The following is a 19,337-nucleotide window of genomic DNA, read 5'->3' as shown; positions in this document are numbered from 1 at the left end:
ATTGTGTTGTTTAAAAAGTGGCCGTTTAGGTAATTTTTTAGATATTTTTGCTTTAAAAATAGTCATAAATTCGATGGATATGGAGTTGTATAAATTATTGTATTTTAATAAAAAAATAAAATAGATAGGGGAAAGGTGCATCAAATGAGGTCAAAATATGAAAAATTGACTTCATCAGGCGCCGCTTTGTCATATAATTGTCATAATTTAATTTAAGAATACAGAGGATTTTCTTATCCTCTTACCGTCTGCATGAATTCTAATCTACCCCCTGTTTCGGATTCAAAACTTGCGGCAAACCTGCAAGTCAAATCGACGAATGTACATGTCCCGACACCTAAGTTTTTTATGCCGGTGTTTCTGACGATTATTGTTGCAACACTTATTTATATCGGATTTCAGGTGAGTGCTGATTTAGCACATGTACCGCCTTTGAGCCTTTATTCAGTTATTCTTTTATCTACTGCACTCTTGATTGCTTTAGGCTTTGAGTTTGTAAATGGCTTCCACGATACTGCAAATGCAGTGGCAACAGTAATTTACACCAATGCTTTACCGGCACCGGTTGCAGTCATGTGGGCTGGTTTTTGTAATTTTCTTGGGGTAATGGTTGCAAGCGGCGCAGTCGCTTACGGCATTATTGCATTGTTGCCTGTTGAATTGATCATGAATATGGGCAGTGGTGCAGGTTTCGCAATGGTTTTTGCGCTTCTTATTGCTGCGATTCTATGGAACTTAGGTACATGGTTCTTAGGTATTCCTGCATCTAGTTCTCATACCTTGATTGGTTCAATCTTAGGTGTGGGCATTATGAATCATCTATTGAGTGCATCGACTGGCGTAACGACCAGTGGTGTTGATATGGATCAGGTGATTAAAGTTGGTAAGGCATTATTATTTTCACCTTTAATTGGTTTCGCTTTTGCAGCGATTGTATTCTTGTTGGTTAAAACTATTTTTAAACGCCAATTAGAATTATTCCAGCCACCTGAAGGTAATAAACCACCACCAGCAATCATTCGTGCAATCTTAATCTTTACCTGTACAGGTGTAAGTTTTGCACATGGTTCTAATGACGGTCAAAAGGGTATGGGACTCATCATGCTCATTTTAGTTGGACTGGTGCCGTTGGCTTATTCATTAAATAAAAACCTCGATACACAACAAGTTCAATCATTCCATCAGCTTTCTTCTCAAACTGCCGTATTTTTGAATCAAAATCAGCCTGAATTAACCGATGAAAAAGCACGTGTTATTCTGACTAAATATATTCAAACTAAACAGCAAACTCCTGAAGTTGTGCCTGCATTGGCAAGTATGACTGATCACTTGGGTGAGCGAGTTTCTAGCTATAACAACTTAAAAGATATTCCTGAAGCTGCTATTAGCGAAATTCGTAATGACATGTATTTGAGTACAACCACGTTTAAGCGTTTGGATAAAGCAGATGCTTTACCAAAAATGGATGACTCACAGAAAAAGCTTGTGAAAGAATACCGTAGTAGCTTAGATTCATTCTTACAATACATCCCGACTTGGGTAAAAGTGGCTGTTGCTTTAGCACTTGGTCTAGGCACAATGGTGGGTTGGAAACGTATTGTTGTGACTGTAGGTGAGCGTATTGGTAAGCACCACATGACTTATGGTCAAGGGATGTCTGCTGAGCTTGTTGCAATGAGTACAATTGCAGCTGCCGATGGTTTAGGTATGCCAGTTTCAACAACACACGTTTTAAACAGTGCTGTTGCGGGTACGATGGTCGCGAATAAATCAGGCTTAAACTTTAATACCGTGAAGACAATTCTCTCTGCATGGGTATTTACTCTTCCTGCAACAATCTGCTTGTCAGGCGGTTTGTACTGGTTGTTCTTACAGTTTGTATAAAAGCATTTAAAAAATTAAAGCCACTGTGAACAGTGGCTTTTTTATTTGTTTAGTTTTTAAAGTCGAGACTATTTTTCATGTACATTCATCTATAAATTAATAAGTTGTTATAGGTCATCAAACGGCTTTATAGGCTGGGCTTAAACTTTTATATCAGGATATATTATGAATGCGGTTCAAATACATCAGCTAAAACAACAATTTCCACTTATTGAAACACTTCAAGCCTATCAAGAAACATTTTGGTTTACACCTTATCGCTATCCTTTAAAAGAAGCTTTAGAAAAAGTTGGACTAACTGCTGAGGACGTAAGTGAAGCAGAAGCAAGACTAGCGCGTTTCGCACCTTATTTGGCAAAAGTATTTCCTGAAACTCAAACACAACAGGGAAAAATTGAATCAGATATCGTCGAAATTGCTCATATGCAACAAGCACTTTCTTCAACAGAACGAGTACAACTGACTGGAAAATTCTGGCTGAAAAAGGATAGTCATCTACCTATTTCAGGCTCCATTAAAGCACGTGGTGGTATTTATGAAGTGCTCACACATGTTGAAAAACTTGCCATGCAGGCAGGGTTGCTCAAACCAGAAGATGATTATAGTAAATTAGATCAAGATTCATTTAGGGCATTCTTTTCTAAGTATCAAATTGCAGTAGGTTCTACAGGTAACCTTGGGCTTTCTATAGGCATTATGAGCGCCAAACTCGGCTTTAGAATTACTGTTCATATGTCGGCTGATGCTAGACAGTGGAAAAAAGACAAACTGCGTTCACTCGGCGTCAAGGTTGTAGAATATGCCAGTGATTATGGAGTAGCTGTTGAAGAGGGACGAAAAGCCGCAGAGCAAGATCCACACTGCTTTTTCATTGATGATGAAAACTCAACAACATTATTTTTAGGTTATGCCGTTGCAGGAATACGTTTAAAACAGCAATTGGAGCAAAACCAAATTAAAGTCGATGCTGAACACCCATTATTTGTTTATTTGCCATGTGGCGTCGGTGGTGGGCCAGGTGGGGTGAGTTTTGGTCTAAAACTGGCTTTTGGTGAGCATGTACACTGTATTTTTGCAGAACCAACACATTCGCCATGTATGTTACTTGGTGTCCACACAGGTTTGCATGATCAGATTTCAGTCAATGATATTGGTATTGATAACGTTACTGCGGCAGACGGGCTTGCGGTAGGACGTGCTTCAGGTTTTGTCGGGCGTGCTATGCAACAATTAATCGATGGCTACTACACCATTCACGATGAACGTTTATATGAGCTTATTGCGCTTTTAAATCAAACTGAGAATATTCAGCTTGAGCCTTCTGCGGTAGCAGGCATGATGGGACCGTATTATGTTCAGACGAGTCCTGATTACTTGGCTTTACACCAGTTAACAGCTAAGCAGTTGCAGCAAGCAAATCATGTAATATGGGCTACCGGGGGTGGCATGGTGCCGCCTGATGAAATGCAAAAATATCTATCGCACTTTCAAGGTAAATAAAGACACTTTAGAAAAAAGCCCAATTCTAAGATTGGGCTTTAATCAAATTATCTTTTAGATGATTTTCTAAAAGGGAGTTTCTCGGTAGCAAAACCATAAATTGCCGCAAAAGGCAGGGCAGTTCGTGCTAAATAAGCGACACGCCATAATCCACCATGATTGGCTCCTTCCATCATAAGCTCAAGCGGATGGTCTAATACAGTTTCAGGATTCGCCACAGAAGACTCATTTCTTAAGTCATGAATCCAGAGCGCCGCCATAATGGCATTGGTAGTTTCAGGGCTAAATGCTTCTACATCGAAAAGTTCTGCGCCATTAAAAGCTGCTTTCAATAATGGATTTTTAGTCACTGAATGAGTTGTTGTCGATGGTGCAATATTAATACTGACACGTTGTCCTTGATGATGAGCCAAAATAGCTCGCCATTGTTGAATACGTTTTGCCAAGGCATAGTTTGGACCTTGTTCAACCACTAAGCAGTCGGCAATACCATAGGTTTTTCCATTTTCACATGTAACCAAGTCTTGGTATGGCGCTTGAAAAAAACGATTGAGCGAAAGAGCAGAAACACCTTTTACTGCCAATTTTTGCATTTTTCTGCGGGATTTAAATTTCTCTTGAGCAGCCTCTGCAACTTCTTTTGGTACTGCATAAACATCGGTTGGAGTACACATAAACATAAGGCTTGTATCAGGTTTATGCTCGCTCACAAATTGCATGATGCTATCCATTGCCATGGAAACGCGGACATGCTTTTCACCATCTAAATAGGCGATTGCTGCCAAATCTAACTTTTGTGGAAACTGTACCAGCCACTGCGCTATTTCTGGTAATTGAGTCAGTAAATTTGCACCCAGCTTATCTTTTAACTCAGAAGCTTTTACTGACGAATCAACGGCTTCAACACATGGTGCAATGAGTGTTGCATTCCCTTGTTGAATCGTATTTAAGATTTTGCCCCAGACTCGTGAGTTTGTTAAATCTACAGCAATAATATTTGCTTTCCATTTGGCTAACCAAGGCAGTGGTCCTGCTTCTGAGGCTGCACCAAACAGCACCATGGTACGGTCAGATAAATCGAACCATTCAGGATGAGCAATAGCTTCACGAAGTGCCTTTGCATGACTTGGTTCAATAATACCAGCTTCTTCCCAGCGTTGAATCTGGTCTAATAAGCTTTGTCCACTGAGCTTTTGTCCTTTATAGGGAACATACCACTCTGGTGCTGCCTCACTTTCACCTTTAAGTTTTACTGTATAAAGAGGAGTAGATGAAGCAATATGAACGGCATCTTTTAAAAGGTAGTGTTTACCATCACGATAATAATCAAAAATATGGTGAGCTTTATGCAATCCTTGCTTCGCAATAGTAATTGGGTTGTTGATATTAGAAATCCCTTGTTTAACAAGAGCTTTAAAATATAAAGGATAGTTTTTTCGCCAGTTTTTTTCATTCAACACTTGTTGTGCGGTTTTATTATCTACAATAGATAAAGCCTCTGACAAAATCTCTTGACCTGTAAGGGATGTACTTTGTTTTTTTGTTGAGGCGTGTACCGGAAATTGTAGACCTTCGACTTGACTTGTGCTGGACATAAAATATCTCGTTAATACGACTGGGTTAATATACAGATGTATACATTATCTATGCCAATGAAAGGAAACGAGTGGCAATAACTGACAAAATAATATTGATTATTTATGTGATGAAACATGAAAGAGAAAGTTATTATGATAAATTCATCTCATTTTGGCCTTAATTTTTTTCACATTTTTAGAACATTTTTATAGACTTACGTTACATAAATGTTTATTTTGTATTAAGCAAATACATCAGTTTTAACCTGAAGGTAAAATGTTCAAAATGTATCAATAATAGAGATACAATAATGATTAAAAATTAGGCTTTTTTCTTAAGTAGTAAGAAAAGTCAAACGGAATAAGAAAGAATTGGGGTGAAACTAGATAGAAGACAACGTAAGATTGTCTTTTAAAAATCTTGGGGATATGGTGATTTTTTTACACCATAATTTTCTAGTTTCATCCCATCTAATTTGGGCTTGGAACCCTCTATTGAGTATTCAATTACTTAATTGAACTCTATTTCTTTAGAGTAACTTAAAAATTACTCTAAAAGAGGAAGTTTCTAACAACGTCCTTTTTTAGCTTGTCCTGGTGGGCAAAAGCCTCCTGGATGTCCGTAATATGGTGAATCTGGGTCAATCACAATACTACCTTCGGGAGTATGGACTGCACAGGCTGATAGTGACATTGTGAAAATTGCTGCGGCACAAAGAAGTAAAGTTTTCATCTTGTTCTCACTTTTTTATCATTCTCACTTGTACTATAAAAATATTTTGCTTATTTTTCGATCTAATTTTGGTTAAAAAATATCTTTAATAAGTCTAATTAAGAAGAAATTAAGGAGACCGTAAAATAGTTCGAAATCCAACATGTGTTGCAGCTAAATCAAAATCTTGCGGGTACCGGCTACTGCTACGATAACGTGAACAATAATTTTGTGCGCAAAGAAAAGATCCGCCCTTAATTACATATTGTGTGCTCGCAATTTGTTGTTGTCGTAAATCAGAATAATTTCCCATATGCTGGTCATGAGCACCTTGATACGGAGATGATGTCCATTCCCATACATTTCCAATCATATCAAATAGTTTGAAATTATTTGGCGTAAAACATCCAACCGGTGCCACATCTTTAAAGTGATCTTGATTTAGATTTTGAAAAGGGAATTCACCTTGCCAGTAATTCGCTTGGGGATGATGATGTTCATCAGTAGGGGCTTGATGTAAAGGCGTATCAGTTTTTGAATTGGCTTTAGCTGCATATTCCCATTCTAGTTCTGTTGGTAAATCACGTCCTAGCCACACTGCATAATGTTCAGCATCATTTTTACTCACATACCTTACAGGCTCATTAGGATTGGCTACAGCACCATTACTGCCATTTGGCGTTTTCCATGTATATCCAGATTTTAGTTGCCACCATTGCTGTGGATGATCAGGATCTGGTGAAAAAACAGCGGCCTGCTTTTGTTTTTCGGCATCTGTAATATAGCCAGTTGCTTTTACAAAACTTGCAAACTGAGCAACGGTAACTTCTGTCTGATCAATCCAGAATCCTTTGACTTCGCGCTGTTTTTTTCCAAAATTAAGTTCATCGGGATAGGCCTTTTCAGAACCAAAGTTAAAATCTCCATCGGCAATTAAAACCATTCCAGCAGTAGGCTGTTGGAGCCAGCCTTGAGGCAGTCCAGTATACTTTTTACATTTTTCAATAGAACCTAAGTCAGGTAAAGAAGTTTGCTGTTGCTTCGAAGGTGTTGATTCAAAAACTTGTGAAGATTGACTACAGCCCGTCATAATAGACAGGCTGATTGTGATCACTAAAAATGGCTTCAATCTCATTTGGCGTTATATTCCTGCACACCATTTTTCTCAGTATATTTTTGATAAACCGATAAGAGCTCTTGTACTTTAGCAGGATAAAGCTGAGCAACATTTTGTCTTTCCCCTCGATCTGTTTTAATGTTGTATAGCTCCCATGTTCCTGTGCCTAATTCAGGGCGTCCTTGAAGGGCAATTTTCCACTCGCCTTGTTTTGCATATTTGCTGCCATGTAACTCATCGGCAAAACTAAAATTTTCGGGGCGAATCGTGGTTGTTTTATTTTCAAGCAAAGGTTTCCAAGAATAACCACTTGGCGTATTAATGGCCCGGCCATTATATTGGCCTTGAGGTACGGGAATATGAGCATATTCTAGTAAAGTTGGGAAAACATCGAGTACAGATGCAAAGCTATGATTAGTTTGTTCTGCTTTTTTCTGATTCGGTAATTTCACAATGGCAGGGGCCGTAGTTGCTCCTTCGCCCGCTGTATCCTTCCATAAATGAAAAGGTGCCGCGCTGACCTCGGCCCAACGTGGCCCGATATAGTGGTACGAAGTAGGTGTACCTACGTTTGCTACAGAGTTATTAAAACCAGATTCATTGCCATATCCGCCACGTACAAAACCTTCTGCGCCATTGTCTGAAACAAAGAAAATTAAAGTATTGTCATAAAGATTATTTTGTTTGAGATATTGAATAATTCGGCCAACATTGGCATCAAGATTTTCTACCATGCCCGCATAGATTTCCATTTTACGGGCTTCGAGTGCCTTTTGCTCGGCTGTTAACTCATCCCATTTTCCATATTTTTGTGGGGCATTTTGAGTCGCAATTGGTTCTGCTGCATCAAAGTTTGCAGGAATAATTCCAAGCTGTTTTTGTCTAGCAATGCGGGCATTACGAATTGCATCGTAACCTACATCATAAACTCCGCGATATTTTTCACGATATTCGGCTGGGGCTTGAATTGGCCAGTGAGGCGCCGTATAGGCAGCATAAGCAAAGAACGGTTTACCACTATTTTTGCCTGAATCTAAGTAGCTTAGTAATTTATCGGTGAAATAATTTGTCGAGAAAAAGTCATCCGGCAAAGCTGAAACAGGAATAACTTGCCCATCTTCTGTATAAGTTGAATTTCGTTTAAACGCACTTGGAGCTTGTTTAAAGTGATGGTCTAAACCTTGTAATAGAGTAAATGAATGATCAAAACCTTTTGCATGTGCATTGGTTTCAGGTGTTAGGCCTAAATGCCATTTACCACTAATGTACGTGCGATAACCATTGTCTTTAAGTACTTGTGCGATGGATAGCGAACGGTCATTTAAATACCCTTCGTAGCCTGGTTGCCCTTTCAAATGTTCTGGTGTGAGTTCAGCCATTGCACCGATACCAGCTAAATGATGATCAGTACCGGAAATGAGTTGAGAGCGTGTTGGAGAACAAGTCGGGGCAGTATGATAATCCGTTAAAAGGCGACCTTCTTGAGCCAAACTATCAATATTCGGGGTGTGAATTTCGCCGCCAAAGGCCCCTAAATCTGAATAGCCTAAGTCATCAGCCATAATAAATAAGATATTCGGTTGCTTAGGCGTGCTTACGACATTTTCTTGATTATCGTTGTCATTACATCCAGCCAGAGATAAGCTAAATAAGGCAATAGAAAGGCTAGATAAAATTGCTTTGTACTTCATTGTATCATCTGAATTATTAAAAGAATTGGCATGAGTTTAATCAGATGGTTTTTGCAAACAAAACAACGAATTGATCAAAGAAAATCAGAAAAAAGACTGAGAATTTATGCAGATAAATAAATCAGAAAAAAAGAAAAGCCCATAACGGGCTTTTTCTTAGATTTATATGCTTTAGAAAGGAAGGCGAGTAAGTTGATCTAAGAAATGTGGAATAACTTTAGGTTCAAGTAAAATGGTTACGATGATTCCGTAAGCTGCACCCCATAAATGAGCACTATGGTTAATATGACTATTACCACGTTTACCAGCCCAAATACTGTACGCCACATATAAAATAGCAAAAATAATAGCGGGTACAGGAATGAAGAATACAAAAATCAGCTTCCATGGCTGAAACAGAATATAAGCAAATAAAACTGCTGACACAGCACCAGAAGCGCCTAGGCTTGCCCAATTCGCATCATTTTTATGTTGTAAATAGCTTGGCAAAATCGCGAAGATTAAGCCCCCTAAGTAAAACAACACAAAACCCATGTCGTAAAAATATTGGCGATAAAAGCTTTCAATAATACTGCCAAAGAAAAATAGGGTAATCATGTTGAAGAGTAGATGGGTTCCATCAGTATGAATAAAGCCATGAGTAATGAATCGATCAATTTGTCCACGTTGCATTGCAGGCGGCCAAAAAATCAATCGGTTCATTACATTTTGATTGCTAAAAGCAAGTAAAGAGATAATGACCGTAATAATAATAAGAGTAACTGTATGGTTAAACGGCAAATGCAACATAAGAAATATTTAAAAAATGATCAATACTGAGGTCAATAATGCCATTAAAAACTTAACTTGAAACCCTGTTGTGTATAAATCCGACAAATTTAGTTGATTTTTTTTAAATCTACCTCATCTTCGGTTAATATAAAGGCATCAGCTTGAGGAATATTGTTATGTCGACTGAGAACACCAACACTGCTGTTGCAGAAGAAATTCCAAACCTTTTGATTACACCATCTGCACAAGAGTATTTGCACGATTTATTAACGAAGCAAAATACTCCGGGAATTGGCGTTCGAATTTTTGTTGAGCATCCGGGTACGCCACGTGCCGAATGCTGTATGGCATATAGTGCGCCAGAAGAAGTGATTCCAACAGATTATAAACAGGACTATCCTGATTTTCCTGCGTATATTGATGCGCCATCTATTCCTTATCTTTTAGATGCCGTAATCGATTACAACAAGGACCGTTTTGGTGGTCAGCTCACTTTCCGTGCTCCAAATTCTAAAGTTCCACGTGTTGGTCCAGATGCTTCGATTGAAGAACGTATTACTTACATTCTTCAAGCAGAAATTAACCCAGGTCTTGCAGGGCATGGCGGAAATTGTAGCTTAGTAGAAGTACAAGATGACCCAGAACACGGTTTAACTGCTGTATTAAAATTTGGTGGTGGTTGCCAAGGCTGTTCAGCAATTGACGTTACCTTGAAACAAGGTGTAGAAACTACTTTAAGAGAGAACATTCCTGAACTTCAACGTGTGGTTGACCAAACTGACCATACACAAGCAGAAGGTGCTTATTTCAAATAATCAAATTATTTGAAAAGTGACATAAAAAAGCCTCGCAATGAGGTTTTTTTATTATTCAATATAAATAATGATAATTATTATCAACATCATTTGTAATTTTATTTATCTTTGTTACAATGCGAAACTGAAAATGAGAGATGTTTAATAAATCAATATATTGGGAATACTTATGTCGAAGCGTATTATCCAGTCAGTACTTTCTGTTTCAGTACTGGCAAGTATGATGTCTATGGCTTATGCTGCACAAAATGAGCAAGAACAAGCTGAAAAAGCATTAGAAAAGCCTGCTGAACCTGTGAAATTGGAAACAATTTTTGTAACAGCTGAAGAGCAGGTGAAACAGTCGCTCGGTGTATCAGTAATCACCCAAGAAGATTTAGAAAAACTACCAGTTCGTAATGATATTTCTGATTATGTGCGCCGTATGCCAGGTGTTAATTTAACAGGCAATAGTGCAACAGGGCAGCGTGGTAATAATAGACAAATTGATATTCGTGGAATGGGGCCCGAAAACACGCTTATTTTAGTGGATGGAAAACCAATTAACTCTCGTAATTCGGTTCGTTATGGCTGGAAAGGAGAGCGTGATACACGCGGTGACTCAAACTGGGTACCAGCAGAAGCAATCGAATCTATAGAAGTTTTGCGTGGTCCAGCAGCAGCTCGTTATGGCTCTGGTGCGGCAGGTGGTGTAGTTAACATCATTACTAAAAAAGTGACTAATGAAACCCATGGCTCAGTAGAGTTTTATACATCGCAACCTGAAGACTCTAAAGAAGGTGCATCAAATCGTGTTGGTTTTAACGTAAGTGGGCCATTGATTAAAGATGTTTTATCTTATCGTTTATATGGTAATTACAATAAAACAGAAGCTGACGATGTCGATATTAATAAATCAATAGGCAGTACCGCAGCTGGCCGTGAAGGTGTTAAAAATAAAGATATTTCAGGCCGTTTAGCTTGGCAGGCAACAGACCAACAAACTGTCTTACTTGATGTCTCTTCTAGCAAACAGGGTAATATTTATTCTGGTGACTCTCAGTTAAATGCAAATGCTGAAGCGGATGCGATTCTTTCGGAACTTATTGGTAAAGAAACCAATACTATGTATCGTGATAGCTATGCATTAACCCATGAGGGTGATTGGTCTTGGGGTAAGAGTAAGCTCGTTGCTCAATATGATAAGACACATAATAAACGCCTTCCAGAAGGCCTTGGCGGTAGCACAGAAGGAAAAATTAATAACCTTGATGATAAAGCCACTTCACGTTTAGAAACTCTTCGATTTAATGGTGAAGCCAATATTCCTTTTGAATATTATGTACCGCATGTATTAACACTTGGTACCGAATGGGTTGAAGACAGATTTAAAGATAATGTGTCGACAAATCAAGGGAAAGACAGTAGTGGTTCAGGTTATGGCGATCAATTGGCTAAAGGTGATCGTAGTAAAATGGAATCACGTATTGTTTCTGCATATATCGAAGATAACTTGAAACTCACAGACAGTACAGATGTCGTGTTAGGCCTGCGTTTTGATGACCATAGTAAATCTGGTTCTAACTGGAGCCCAAGCTTAAATATTACCCAAAGACTTAACGATTATTTCACTTTAAAAGGTGGGGTAGCAAAAGCTTATAAAGCGCCGAATATGTATCAAAATGCCGAAGGGTATTTATTAAGTACAAATGGCAATGGTTGTCCGGCCAATATTGAGTCACGTTGCTTGTTGCAAGGTAATGGAGATTTAAAACCAGAAACTTCGGTAAACAAAGAGCTTGGTATCCAGTTCCAAAAAGATATCGTGAATGCAAGCTTAACTTGGTTCCGCAATGACTATAAAGATAAAATTGTGGCTGGTACAAATGTTGTTGGAACAGTTGATGGTTCAAGTACCAATGGAAATACAGGAGCTGTGACCAATACCACGTGGAATATCTTACGTTGGGAAAATACGCCTAAAGCATTAATTCAAGGTTTTGAAGGAAGCTTAGGATTAGACTTCGGTGATATCCGCTGGACTAATAACTTTACGTATATGATGGATTCAAAAGATAAACAAACAGGTAATCCATTATCTTTAGTTCCAATCTATACAATTAACTCAATTTTCGATTATGACATCACAGATCAGTTAGATGTGAATTTTGTATTTACTCAATATGGTCGTCAAAAATCACGTCAGTTTGCAGAAAGTAGAATCGAATCTGGTATTGGTTCAGGTGGAGCAAATTCTGCGCTTAAGCCAAGTACTGTAAAAAGCTATAGTACCGCTGGAATCAATGTCGGTTATAAATTTTCAGACAATATAAGTACGCGTGTTGGTGTAAGCAACTTGTTTGATAAACAAATTTTACGAGACAGTAATTCGATCAGCCAAACTTATAATGAACCAGGTCGAGCTTATTACGCTTCTTTAAAATATTCTTTCTAATCAACACAAATAACAAAGGCGCTTTAAGCGCCTTTGTTATTTAAAATATCTAATGCTTTTTCAGAATAATAAAACTTCTCTAAGTACACACGGGCACGACGTCTTAAATGTCCGGTTGTGACTAATTGCTGTAATACAGGCACAAGCAATGCGGTCAGTTCATGCTTCACTAAACTTTCGTCAATATTGAGGTCACGAAGTAACAAGTGAAAATTACGTTCCTGATTACGTACATACCAAGTATAAATGCCATCATGTACTTGTTGTTTTAAATAATCGGTTTGACGAATGTGGTCCCAGATTTCATGTCCTAAACCCACAGTTTTTGATAAATCCTGAACCTCTACATAATTTTTTAAAACAGATAGCGGCATCGTTTTAACTTTATGCCAAACATTTGCCTGAAAATGGTAGAGCTTATCATTGTCAAAATGTTGATTTAAAACACGCTCACTCATCTGGCTTAATTTTAAAATATTCTTTTGCAAATAATGATTAATCGTGTCGTCCAGATTTGAGTCAGTTACTGTTTCTAAAACAGATTTCCCCATTTTCATGAAGCGACCTACACCTGGTACACGCTTTGACATTGATTCATCTAAATAATCATGCATTGTTTGCTGAATCAGTTGCGTTAGCAGGGCTGAAAAGGCAGGGTTATTCACAATCGTTTTAATCAGTTTTTTACGGTGCTCTTCTTTACTTGCAACGTATTGTGCAATTCGGTCAATCGTTAGAACAGGAATAACATCTTCAACAGTTGCGGTTTCATTTGCAGGATGGATCAATGCAAAGCGAATATGCTCAGCAATTTGTTCAATCAGGAAATCAGAAGCAGACGTGTCTAAAATCTGCTTTTGAATCAGTTGTTGAATCGGTTCAAAAGTCCACAGATGTTGTAATTGCCGACTTCCCAACCAATGATAAAACTGCTCAAACTCTTGTTGAATCACCTGAGTCTGAGCAAATTGTTCATCTAAAAAATCTAGATGAGCTTCAATAAGTTTTTCAATAAGTGGTTGGGTAGACATAAGGTCTCACAAGTTTGAAGTTTTATTTAAGGCGTAGTCGTTTTTAAAGACTGATTTGTTTCTACTTTAAGTAAAAACGGTAGATATTGTTGCATAACCAACTGTTCAGCTTCCAATATTGGCATATGGCCTACATTTTCTAAAATAACAGGAGGCTGAGCATTCTTTAAAAGTCGTTTTAGTTCACTTGCGACTTCGACATTAATAATTTTATCTTGTTTACCCCATAAAATGAGCGTCGGTGCATCAATTGTTTTGGTAAGTACTGCAAATGAATCTGGCGTATAAACCTTATTAAGTGCAATCAGTTGATCAACCAGTTTTTGTGTTTGAGGCGCCTGATCAATCATCAATTTTTCTTGAGCTTGCAAAAACTCTTTAGGAATAAATGGAGGATTAAACATGGTTTGTTTTAATAAATAATTAAAGTCGCCTTTTTTAGATACTAAAAGTTGTTTTAGATAGGTTGGATCTTTGAGATAAATTGTGTTGGCTGAACGAAAAATACCGCCGCTATCTACCAAGAATAGACTTTTTGTTTCAAATGGGTATTGTCCAGCATAGAGTAGGGCAATAGAGCCGCCGAGTGAATGTCCTGCAATATGGATTGGGCCTTTTAAATTTGCAGCTTCCACAAATCGACGTAATTTTTTTGCAAGGTTCGGAACCGAATAGTCGAAGTCTTGAGAAACGATAGTTTCACCGCTACCCGGTAAATCTGGAATAATAACATGGTAGTTTGTGGTGAGATAACGAGCCACTCGGTTCCAGTTATCACGACTGCCCGCTAAACCATGAATGAGTAATAAAGTAGGCTTTGTGTTAGAGCCACCTTCACTATATGACCAAGTGATATCGCCGACCTTTAGACTTTTGCTTTGTAGTCCGGCCCAACTACGCTCTTGCTGTAATATTGTTTGAAAGCTGACATCAATATTATCGGCTGCCTGCACTTGGGAAATGCTCATGACTGACAATACGCTACAAGCCAAAGTCAGGGCGGTAGCAGTTTTTTTCATAGAGGCTTTAATTGATGTGGACAGCCTTGCCATAGATTTCATCCTTGATGCTTAAGCGAGTTTGAAAAATTATTGAAAAACTTTGCCAATGAGTCATTTGCCAAATGTTTGGAATGAAGAAAATTATAGTCAATCCAACAACCAAAGTATGTCTATTTTCCGCTAAATAGCAGGGAATTTGCTATAAAATCTACATTAAATAAGATGACGTATTTTTCATTTTTTTCATGACAAAGGATTTATTTTTTGTCAGTGACATTCAAATTTTGACACATTAAAATGATTTCTAACCTTGAAAAAACAATGGAAATATAAAATGCCTACTGCGCAAGAAGTTTTAGATCGTCTGAAAGCTGGTAATCAACGATTTGTAAATGGAAATACTTCCCTTGCAAAAACCTTATCGCATCATGAACGTGCTGAAATGGCCAAGGATCAAAATCCGTTTGCAATTGTATTAGGCTGCTCAGATTCTCGTGTTCCAGCAGAAATGGTATTTGATCAAGGTCTTGGTGACTTATTCGTAATTCGTGTTGCAGGTAATGTGGTTGCACCTTCACAAGTCGGTAGTGTCGAGTTCGCGGCAGAGCGTTATGACTGCCCGGTTGTAGTTGTATTAGGACACAGTCATTGTGGCGCAATTCAGGCAACAATTGATACGTTAATGAACCCTGATCAACCGCCATCATCTAACTTAATGTCGATTGTGAACCGTGTTCGCCCATCAGTTGAAATTTTAATGCAGACTGATTTGAAAAATGATTTGAAAAAACTTTCATGTCATGCGGTACGTTCAAACGTTTTTGCTTCGGTCAATCAATTACGTCATGGTTCAAGTGTGCTTGAAAGCTTGATTGAAAAAGGAGAGTTGATTGTTGTTGGTGCAGAATATTCACTTGAAACTGGTGAAGTGACTTTTTTTGATTTCTGATCAAAATAAAATATTTAAAACTAAAAGGTGCCTATAGGGCACCTTTTATATATGGATAAGCTAAATTAACTAGTTTTGACTGTGCTTGAGCATTTGGATGAATTAAGTCATTTTGCATAAGCTGTTTTTGACCAGCAACACCATCTAGAAAAAACGGAAGTAATTTCACCTGATATTTTTGGCTGACAACTTTATAGTTATTTTCAAAAGCTTTGCTATACGCAGCCCCATAATTTGGCGGAATTTTCATACCAAAAAGAATAACTTTGGCTTTTTGTTTTTGGCTTAACTGAATGAGCTGATCCAAATTCTTTTGGATCATTTGAGGCGGTTGACCACGCAAGCCATCATTCCCGCCTAATTCAATCACGACCACATTGGGCTCATAAGTCTGTAATAACTTAGGTAATCGAGCTAAAGCACCGCTAGTCGTTTCTCCACTAACACTTGCATTGACCACTTTGTGTTGTTTGGGATACTGTTGGTCTAAGCGTTTTTGCAGTAATTGTACCCAACCTTGTTTGGGATCAATTCCGTAACCGGCACTAATACTATCTCCTAAAATTAAAATAGTTTTCGCCGATACAAGCATAGGCAGCATACTTAATGAGATAAGCATGATGCTTTTAGAGCCAATCAAAAAAGATTTATACATTTGTACTTCGACCCTGATTCTGAATACATAGGACTTTTCACATCATGCCACAACCCATCATTGCTGCCCATCAAGTTACACAAACTATTCAGATTAACCAAAATCAGTTTACGATTTTAAAAGATATTGATTTAGAGATTTTTGAAGGGGAACAGGTAGCAATTACAGGACGTTCCGGCTCAGGTAAATCAACCTTACTAGGAGTTTTGGCGACTTTAGATCAACCGTCTGAAGGAGAAGTCTGGTTGTGTGGTCAAGCTGTTCATCAGTTAACAGAGGAACAACGTGCCCAAATCAGAATGCAGCATATTGGTTTTGTATTCCAGTCTTTTCAACTTCTGCCTCAGTTGAGTGCGCTTGAAAATGTGATGTTACCCTTACGATTACGTAAAGACTTTAATTATAAAACAGCTGAGAAAAAAGCTTTAGATTGGTTGCATCGAGTAGGGCTGAGTCGTCAAGTTGAACAAACGCCTAAAGTCTTATCTGGTGGCGAGCAACAACGTGTGGCAATTGCACGCGCTCTTATCGCAGAACCACAAATTATTTTTGCGGATGAACCGACTGGAAACCTAGATAGTCAGACGGCTCAAGAAATCGAAAGCTTACTCTTTGATTTAAACCAAGAGTTAGGTACGACTCTGATTTTGGTGACCCACGATCGTAATTTAGCAACCTTATGTCAGCGTCATGTTGAGTTAGATGATGGGCGACTAAAGACAGTACAGGGTGGTTAAACTATGCGTAATCTTCTCAAGCCTCTGTTGCTACAAAGCTTTCGTACCGGTGGATTATATCTACTCATTATTGCTCTATCGCTTGCGATCAGTGCAACAACTGCCCTGAAATTTAGTAACGACCAAGTTAAAAATGCAGTAAGTCTGCAAGCTTCTCAAATGCTAGGTGCTGATTTAGTTCTGTCGAATAACGAGCCTATCGAACAGTTGTGGAAAAAAAGGGCAGAGCAGCTTGCTTTAAAACAAACTAATGTCACGATATTTAGCTCGATGGCACATACCAAAGATCATTTTGTCATGGTGAATGTAAAGGCAATTGAGCCTTTATTTCCACTCAGAGGACAGTTGGAAATTGAACCAAATGCTAAAGCGATTCAATCTGGTGAAGTTTGGCTAAGTCAAAGAGCAGCCGATTTACTTAAAGTAAAGCGAGGAGATACTGTTTCTATTGCTGATGGCAGCTTCCGTTTTAGTGGCGTGATTGTGCGTGATTCAAATCAGGAACTCGGTTTTTCAGGCTTTTCTCCAACCGTTATTATTCATCAAGCTGATATTGCTAAGACTCATGCGATTCAGACAGGGAGTAGAATTGACTATCGTTTATTGATGGCGGGTAGCCCTGAACAGGTTCAGACATTTTCAGAGCAATTTAAGCAACAGCATCAAACAGCTAAAGACGCAGATGAAACTACGGGTTTACGTTTGCGTGATGCAAGTGAATCAAACAGTAGATTATTACGTCCGCTTGAAAACCTAGATACCTTTTTGCAATTAGCTAATATTTTAACGATTTTATTATGTGGTATTGCCATCGCTCTAACGAGTCAACGTTATGTGCAACAAAACCAAGATCATATTGCGCTGATCAGATGCTTGGGAGCCAGTAAGTTCCAAATCTTGTGGGCATATATTGGATTACTTAGTGTTGTCAGTGCGATTTCAATTGTGTTGGGCAGTCTATTAGGTTTAATTATGGGTTATGGCCTGCTCCAGCTTATGCTGCAATTAATACCTCAATTAGAGCTAAGTTTTTCGGTCATACCACTTTTAGTTGGACCTTTACCAATTGCTATTTTTACGAGTGTGATCGTACTGCTTGGTTTTATTTTGCCAAGCATTTGGGAATTGTTAAATACTCCTCCCATCCGTGTTATTCGCGAGCAAGCCAAATCTCGCAAATCTTTATTCTTTATGTTTTTTGCTGGCATTAGTAGCCTGATCGTTTTTAGTTTGGTGTTGAGCGAAAACTTAATGCTCAGCATTCTGGTTTTGGCAGCCATTATTATTCTTTGTATTTTGCTTTATACCGTTGTTTGGCTATTGCTTCGTAGCTTAAAAAAGCTGAAAAATCGTTTGTCTTTTTATATTCGTTCCCCATCACAGAGTGCCTTACAAATTACCGCATTGGCTTTAGGCTTAAGCCTCATTACGGTACTCAGTGTATTAAGAACAGATTTATTGGAGCGTTGGCAACAACAACTTCCCGAAGGAACACCGAATCAATTTGTTTATGGATTGCCTCCATTCGATTTAAAAGCCTTTGAGCAACAGTTAAAGCAACATGGTTGGCAAAGCACACCGCTCTATCCAAATATTCGTGGCCGACTGGTAGCCAAGAATGATGTGCCTTTTTCAGAAGAGGCTATAAAGCAAAACAATTCTTTGCGCCGTGAACTGAATTTGACTCAATCAAATCTACTACCAAATGACAATGTCATTACAAATGGTCAAACTCAATTTAATGATGTAGGGCAAGTTTCAGTTGAAAGTAAAACTGCCGAAAGTTTAGGAATCCAAATTGGAGACAAACTTACCTTTAGTCTGCCAGACGGGACATTGCAGGCTAAAGTTGTGAATTTCCGGAGCGTAGAGTGGGAAAGTTTTAGCCCTAACTTTTTCTTTATTTTTTCACCTAAAACCTTAGACGAAAATGCTGGAAGTTATTTAGGTAGTTTCTATGTACCTAAGCAAGATCAACCAAAAATGATCAATATTATTCAGCAGTTCTCAAATACCGTATTTATTGATGTTGATCGAATATTAGATGAAGTAAAGCGCTTAATGAATGTTTTGGTCAAAATAGTAACTGTTCTAGCGGCATTAGTCGGTTTTTCTGGAATATTAGTACTGATTGCATGCTTAAACTTATTAATGGACGAGCGACGCCGTGAGGTTGCTTTACTGCGCTCATTTGGTTTATCTAAAAATAAAATGAAGCAAATGCTCAGTTTTGAGATTGGGTTTTTAGGTCTGTTAGCAGGCATAGTTGCCTGCTGTTTTGCAGAAGTGATTAGTGCGATCGCAAGTTATAAAATGAATATGGTCCTACAGTGGCATATTGAAATCTGGCTGATTTTACCACTTGGCATGATGCTGGTTTGTGCCTTGATTGGTCGTTATAGACTAGGCTATCTCTGTAATTTACCACCTTTACAAAGTTTAAGAGAATTAAACCAATTGTAG

General features: G+C 38.3%; 15 protein-coding genes. 7 read left to right on the top strand and 8 right to left on the bottom strand.

The window, feature by feature from the left end:
• Positions 1-252: 252 nt before the first annotated feature.
• Positions 253-1,884 (top strand): inorganic phosphate transporter, encoded by a 1,632-nt coding sequence (locus KTI79_RS07470; RefSeq protein WP_032055079.1) that lies wholly within the window; start codon positions 253-255, stop codon positions 1,882-1,884.
• A gap of 165 nt (positions 1,885-2,049) precedes the next feature.
• Positions 2,050-3,384 carry a D-serine ammonia-lyase gene (locus tag KTI79_RS07465; protein WP_086376090.1) on the top strand — a complete coding sequence of 445 codons (1,335 nt, stop codon included), beginning with the start codon at positions 2,050-2,052 and terminating at the stop codon, positions 3,382-3,384.
• A 47-nt stretch (positions 3,385-3,431) separates the two neighbouring features.
• Here KTI79_RS07465 and KTI79_RS07460 read toward each other — a convergent pair whose 3' ends face one another.
• The 5 genes from KTI79_RS07460 to KTI79_RS07440 form a co-directional block, all read right to left on the bottom strand.
• Complete coding sequence (locus KTI79_RS07460) at positions 3,432-4,979, bottom strand: hypothetical protein (RefSeq protein ID WP_086376091.1); 1,548 nt, start codon at positions 4,977-4,979, stop codon at positions 3,432-3,434.
• A 550-nt stretch (positions 4,980-5,529) separates the two neighbouring features.
• The gene (locus tag KTI79_RS07455) at positions 5,530-5,694 is read right to left on the bottom strand and encodes a hypothetical protein (RefSeq protein WP_000854552.1); all 165 of its coding nucleotides are present in this window, start codon (positions 5,692-5,694) and stop codon (positions 5,530-5,532) included.
• A 109-nt stretch (positions 5,695-5,803) separates the two neighbouring features.
• Positions 5,804-6,808, bottom strand: coding sequence for a formylglycine-generating enzyme family protein (locus tag KTI79_RS07450; protein ID WP_032054916.1), 1,005 nt, complete (start codon positions 6,806-6,808; stop codon positions 5,804-5,806).
• Positions 6,805-8,481, bottom strand: a complete 1,677-nt coding sequence (locus KTI79_RS07445) for an arylsulfatase (RefSeq protein WP_032054915.1) — start codon at positions 8,479-8,481, stop codon at positions 6,805-6,807. The genes KTI79_RS07450 and KTI79_RS07445 overlap by 4 nt, the downstream gene beginning before the upstream one ends.
• A gap of 171 nt (positions 8,482-8,652) precedes the next feature.
• Positions 8,653-9,270 (bottom strand): rhomboid family intramembrane serine protease, encoded by a 618-nt coding sequence (locus tag KTI79_RS07440; RefSeq protein ID WP_032054914.1) that lies wholly within the window; start codon positions 9,268-9,270, stop codon positions 8,653-8,655.
• 158 nt (positions 9,271-9,428) lie between these two features.
• On the opposite strand from KTI79_RS07440, the gene nfuA reads away from it, so the two are divergent.
• Together nfuA and KTI79_RS07430 are read left to right on the top strand one after the other, a co-directional pair.
• Positions 9,429-10,067 (top strand): Fe-S biogenesis protein NfuA, encoded by a 639-nt coding sequence (nfuA, locus tag KTI79_RS07435; RefSeq protein WP_002117617.1) that lies wholly within the window; start codon positions 9,429-9,431, stop codon positions 10,065-10,067.
• 169 nt (positions 10,068-10,236) lie between these two features.
• The gene (locus KTI79_RS07430; protein ID WP_032054913.1) at positions 10,237-12,501 is read left to right on the top strand and encodes a TonB-dependent siderophore receptor; all 2,265 of its coding nucleotides are present in this window, start codon (positions 10,237-10,239) and stop codon (positions 12,499-12,501) included.
• A 23-nt stretch (positions 12,502-12,524) separates the two neighbouring features.
• Here the strand turns inward: KTI79_RS07430 and KTI79_RS07425 are convergent, their stop codons facing one another.
• Together KTI79_RS07425 and KTI79_RS07420 are read right to left on the bottom strand one after the other, a co-directional pair.
• Positions 12,525-13,532, bottom strand: coding sequence for a hypothetical protein (locus tag KTI79_RS07425; RefSeq protein WP_032054912.1), 1,008 nt, complete (start codon positions 13,530-13,532; stop codon positions 12,525-12,527).
• A 26-nt stretch (positions 13,533-13,558) separates the two neighbouring features.
• Positions 13,559-14,584 carry an alpha/beta fold hydrolase gene (locus KTI79_RS07420; RefSeq protein WP_086376092.1) on the bottom strand — a complete coding sequence of 342 codons (1,026 nt, stop codon included), beginning with the start codon at positions 14,582-14,584 and terminating at the stop codon, positions 13,559-13,561.
• Between the two features lie 283 nt (positions 14,585-14,867).
• Between KTI79_RS07420 and KTI79_RS07415 the strand changes: the two genes are divergently transcribed.
• A complete protein-coding gene (locus KTI79_RS07415; RefSeq protein ID WP_032054910.1) occupies positions 14,868-15,482 on the top strand; it encodes a carbonic anhydrase in 615 nt (204 codons plus the stop codon).
• A 31-nt stretch (positions 15,483-15,513) separates the two neighbouring features.
• Here KTI79_RS07415 and KTI79_RS07410 read toward each other — a convergent pair whose 3' ends face one another.
• Positions 15,514-16,137: an arylesterase gene (locus KTI79_RS07410; protein WP_032054909.1), complete on the bottom strand. Its 624-nt coding sequence runs from the start codon at positions 16,135-16,137 to the stop codon at positions 15,514-15,516.
• Positions 16,138-16,181: 44 nt separating this feature from the next.
• On the opposite strand from KTI79_RS07410, the gene KTI79_RS07405 reads away from it, so the two are divergent.
• The gene (locus KTI79_RS07405) at positions 16,182-16,874 is read left to right on the top strand and encodes an ABC transporter ATP-binding protein (protein ID WP_032054908.1); all 693 of its coding nucleotides are present in this window, start codon (positions 16,182-16,184) and stop codon (positions 16,872-16,874) included.
• 3 nt (positions 16,875-16,877) lie between these two features.
• Positions 16,878-19,337, top strand: a complete 2,460-nt coding sequence (locus KTI79_RS07400) for an ABC transporter permease (RefSeq protein WP_032054907.1) — start codon at positions 16,878-16,880, stop codon at positions 19,335-19,337.

It is taken from the genome of Acinetobacter sp. WU_MDCI_Abxd143 (assembly GCF_025514195.1).
Classification (GTDB): domain Bacteria; phylum Pseudomonadota; class Gammaproteobacteria; order Pseudomonadales; family Moraxellaceae; genus Acinetobacter; species Acinetobacter pittii_H.
This window is presented reverse-complemented; position numbering and strand designations above follow the sequence as displayed.

Bases quoted from the DNA above. Each gene is read 5' to 3' on its own strand.
- KTI79_RS07470 (WP_032055079.1), top strand. From the start codon at position 253: ATGAATTCTAATCTACCCCCTGTTTCGGATTCAAAACTTGCGGCAAAC.
- KTI79_RS07465 (WP_086376090.1), top strand. From the start codon at position 2,050: ATGAATGCGGTTCAAATACATCAGCTAAAACAACAATTTCCACTTATT.
- KTI79_RS07460 (WP_086376091.1), bottom strand. From the start codon at position 4,979: ATGTCCAGCACAAGTCAAGTCGAAGGTCTACAATTTCCGGTACACGCC.
- KTI79_RS07455 (WP_000854552.1), bottom strand. From the start codon at position 5,694: ATGAAAACTTTACTTCTTTGTGCCGCAGCAATTTTCACAATGTCACTA.
- KTI79_RS07450 (WP_032054916.1), bottom strand. From the start codon at position 6,808: ATGAGATTGAAGCCATTTTTAGTGATCACAATCAGCCTGTCTATTATG.
- KTI79_RS07445 (WP_032054915.1), bottom strand. From the start codon at position 8,481: ATGAAGTACAAAGCAATTTTATCTAGCCTTTCTATTGCCTTATTTAGC.
- KTI79_RS07440 (WP_032054914.1), bottom strand. From the start codon at position 9,270: ATGTTGCATTTGCCGTTTAACCATACAGTTACTCTTATTATTATTACG.
- nfuA (WP_002117617.1), top strand. From the start codon at position 9,429: ATGTCGACTGAGAACACCAACACTGCTGTTGCAGAAGAAATTCCAAAC.
- KTI79_RS07430 (WP_032054913.1), top strand. From the start codon at position 10,237: ATGTCGAAGCGTATTATCCAGTCAGTACTTTCTGTTTCAGTACTGGCA.
- KTI79_RS07425 (WP_032054912.1), bottom strand. From the start codon at position 13,532: ATGTCTACCCAACCACTTATTGAAAAACTTATTGAAGCTCATCTAGAT.
- KTI79_RS07420 (WP_086376092.1), bottom strand. From the start codon at position 14,584: ATGGCAAGGCTGTCCACATCAATTAAAGCCTCTATGAAAAAAACTGCT.
- KTI79_RS07415 (WP_032054910.1), top strand. From the start codon at position 14,868: ATGCCTACTGCGCAAGAAGTTTTAGATCGTCTGAAAGCTGGTAATCAA.
- KTI79_RS07410 (WP_032054909.1), bottom strand. From the start codon at position 16,137: ATGTATAAATCTTTTTTGATTGGCTCTAAAAGCATCATGCTTATCTCA.
- KTI79_RS07405 (WP_032054908.1), top strand. From the start codon at position 16,182: ATGCCACAACCCATCATTGCTGCCCATCAAGTTACACAAACTATTCAG.
- KTI79_RS07400 (WP_032054907.1), top strand. From the start codon at position 16,878: ATGCGTAATCTTCTCAAGCCTCTGTTGCTACAAAGCTTTCGTACCGGT.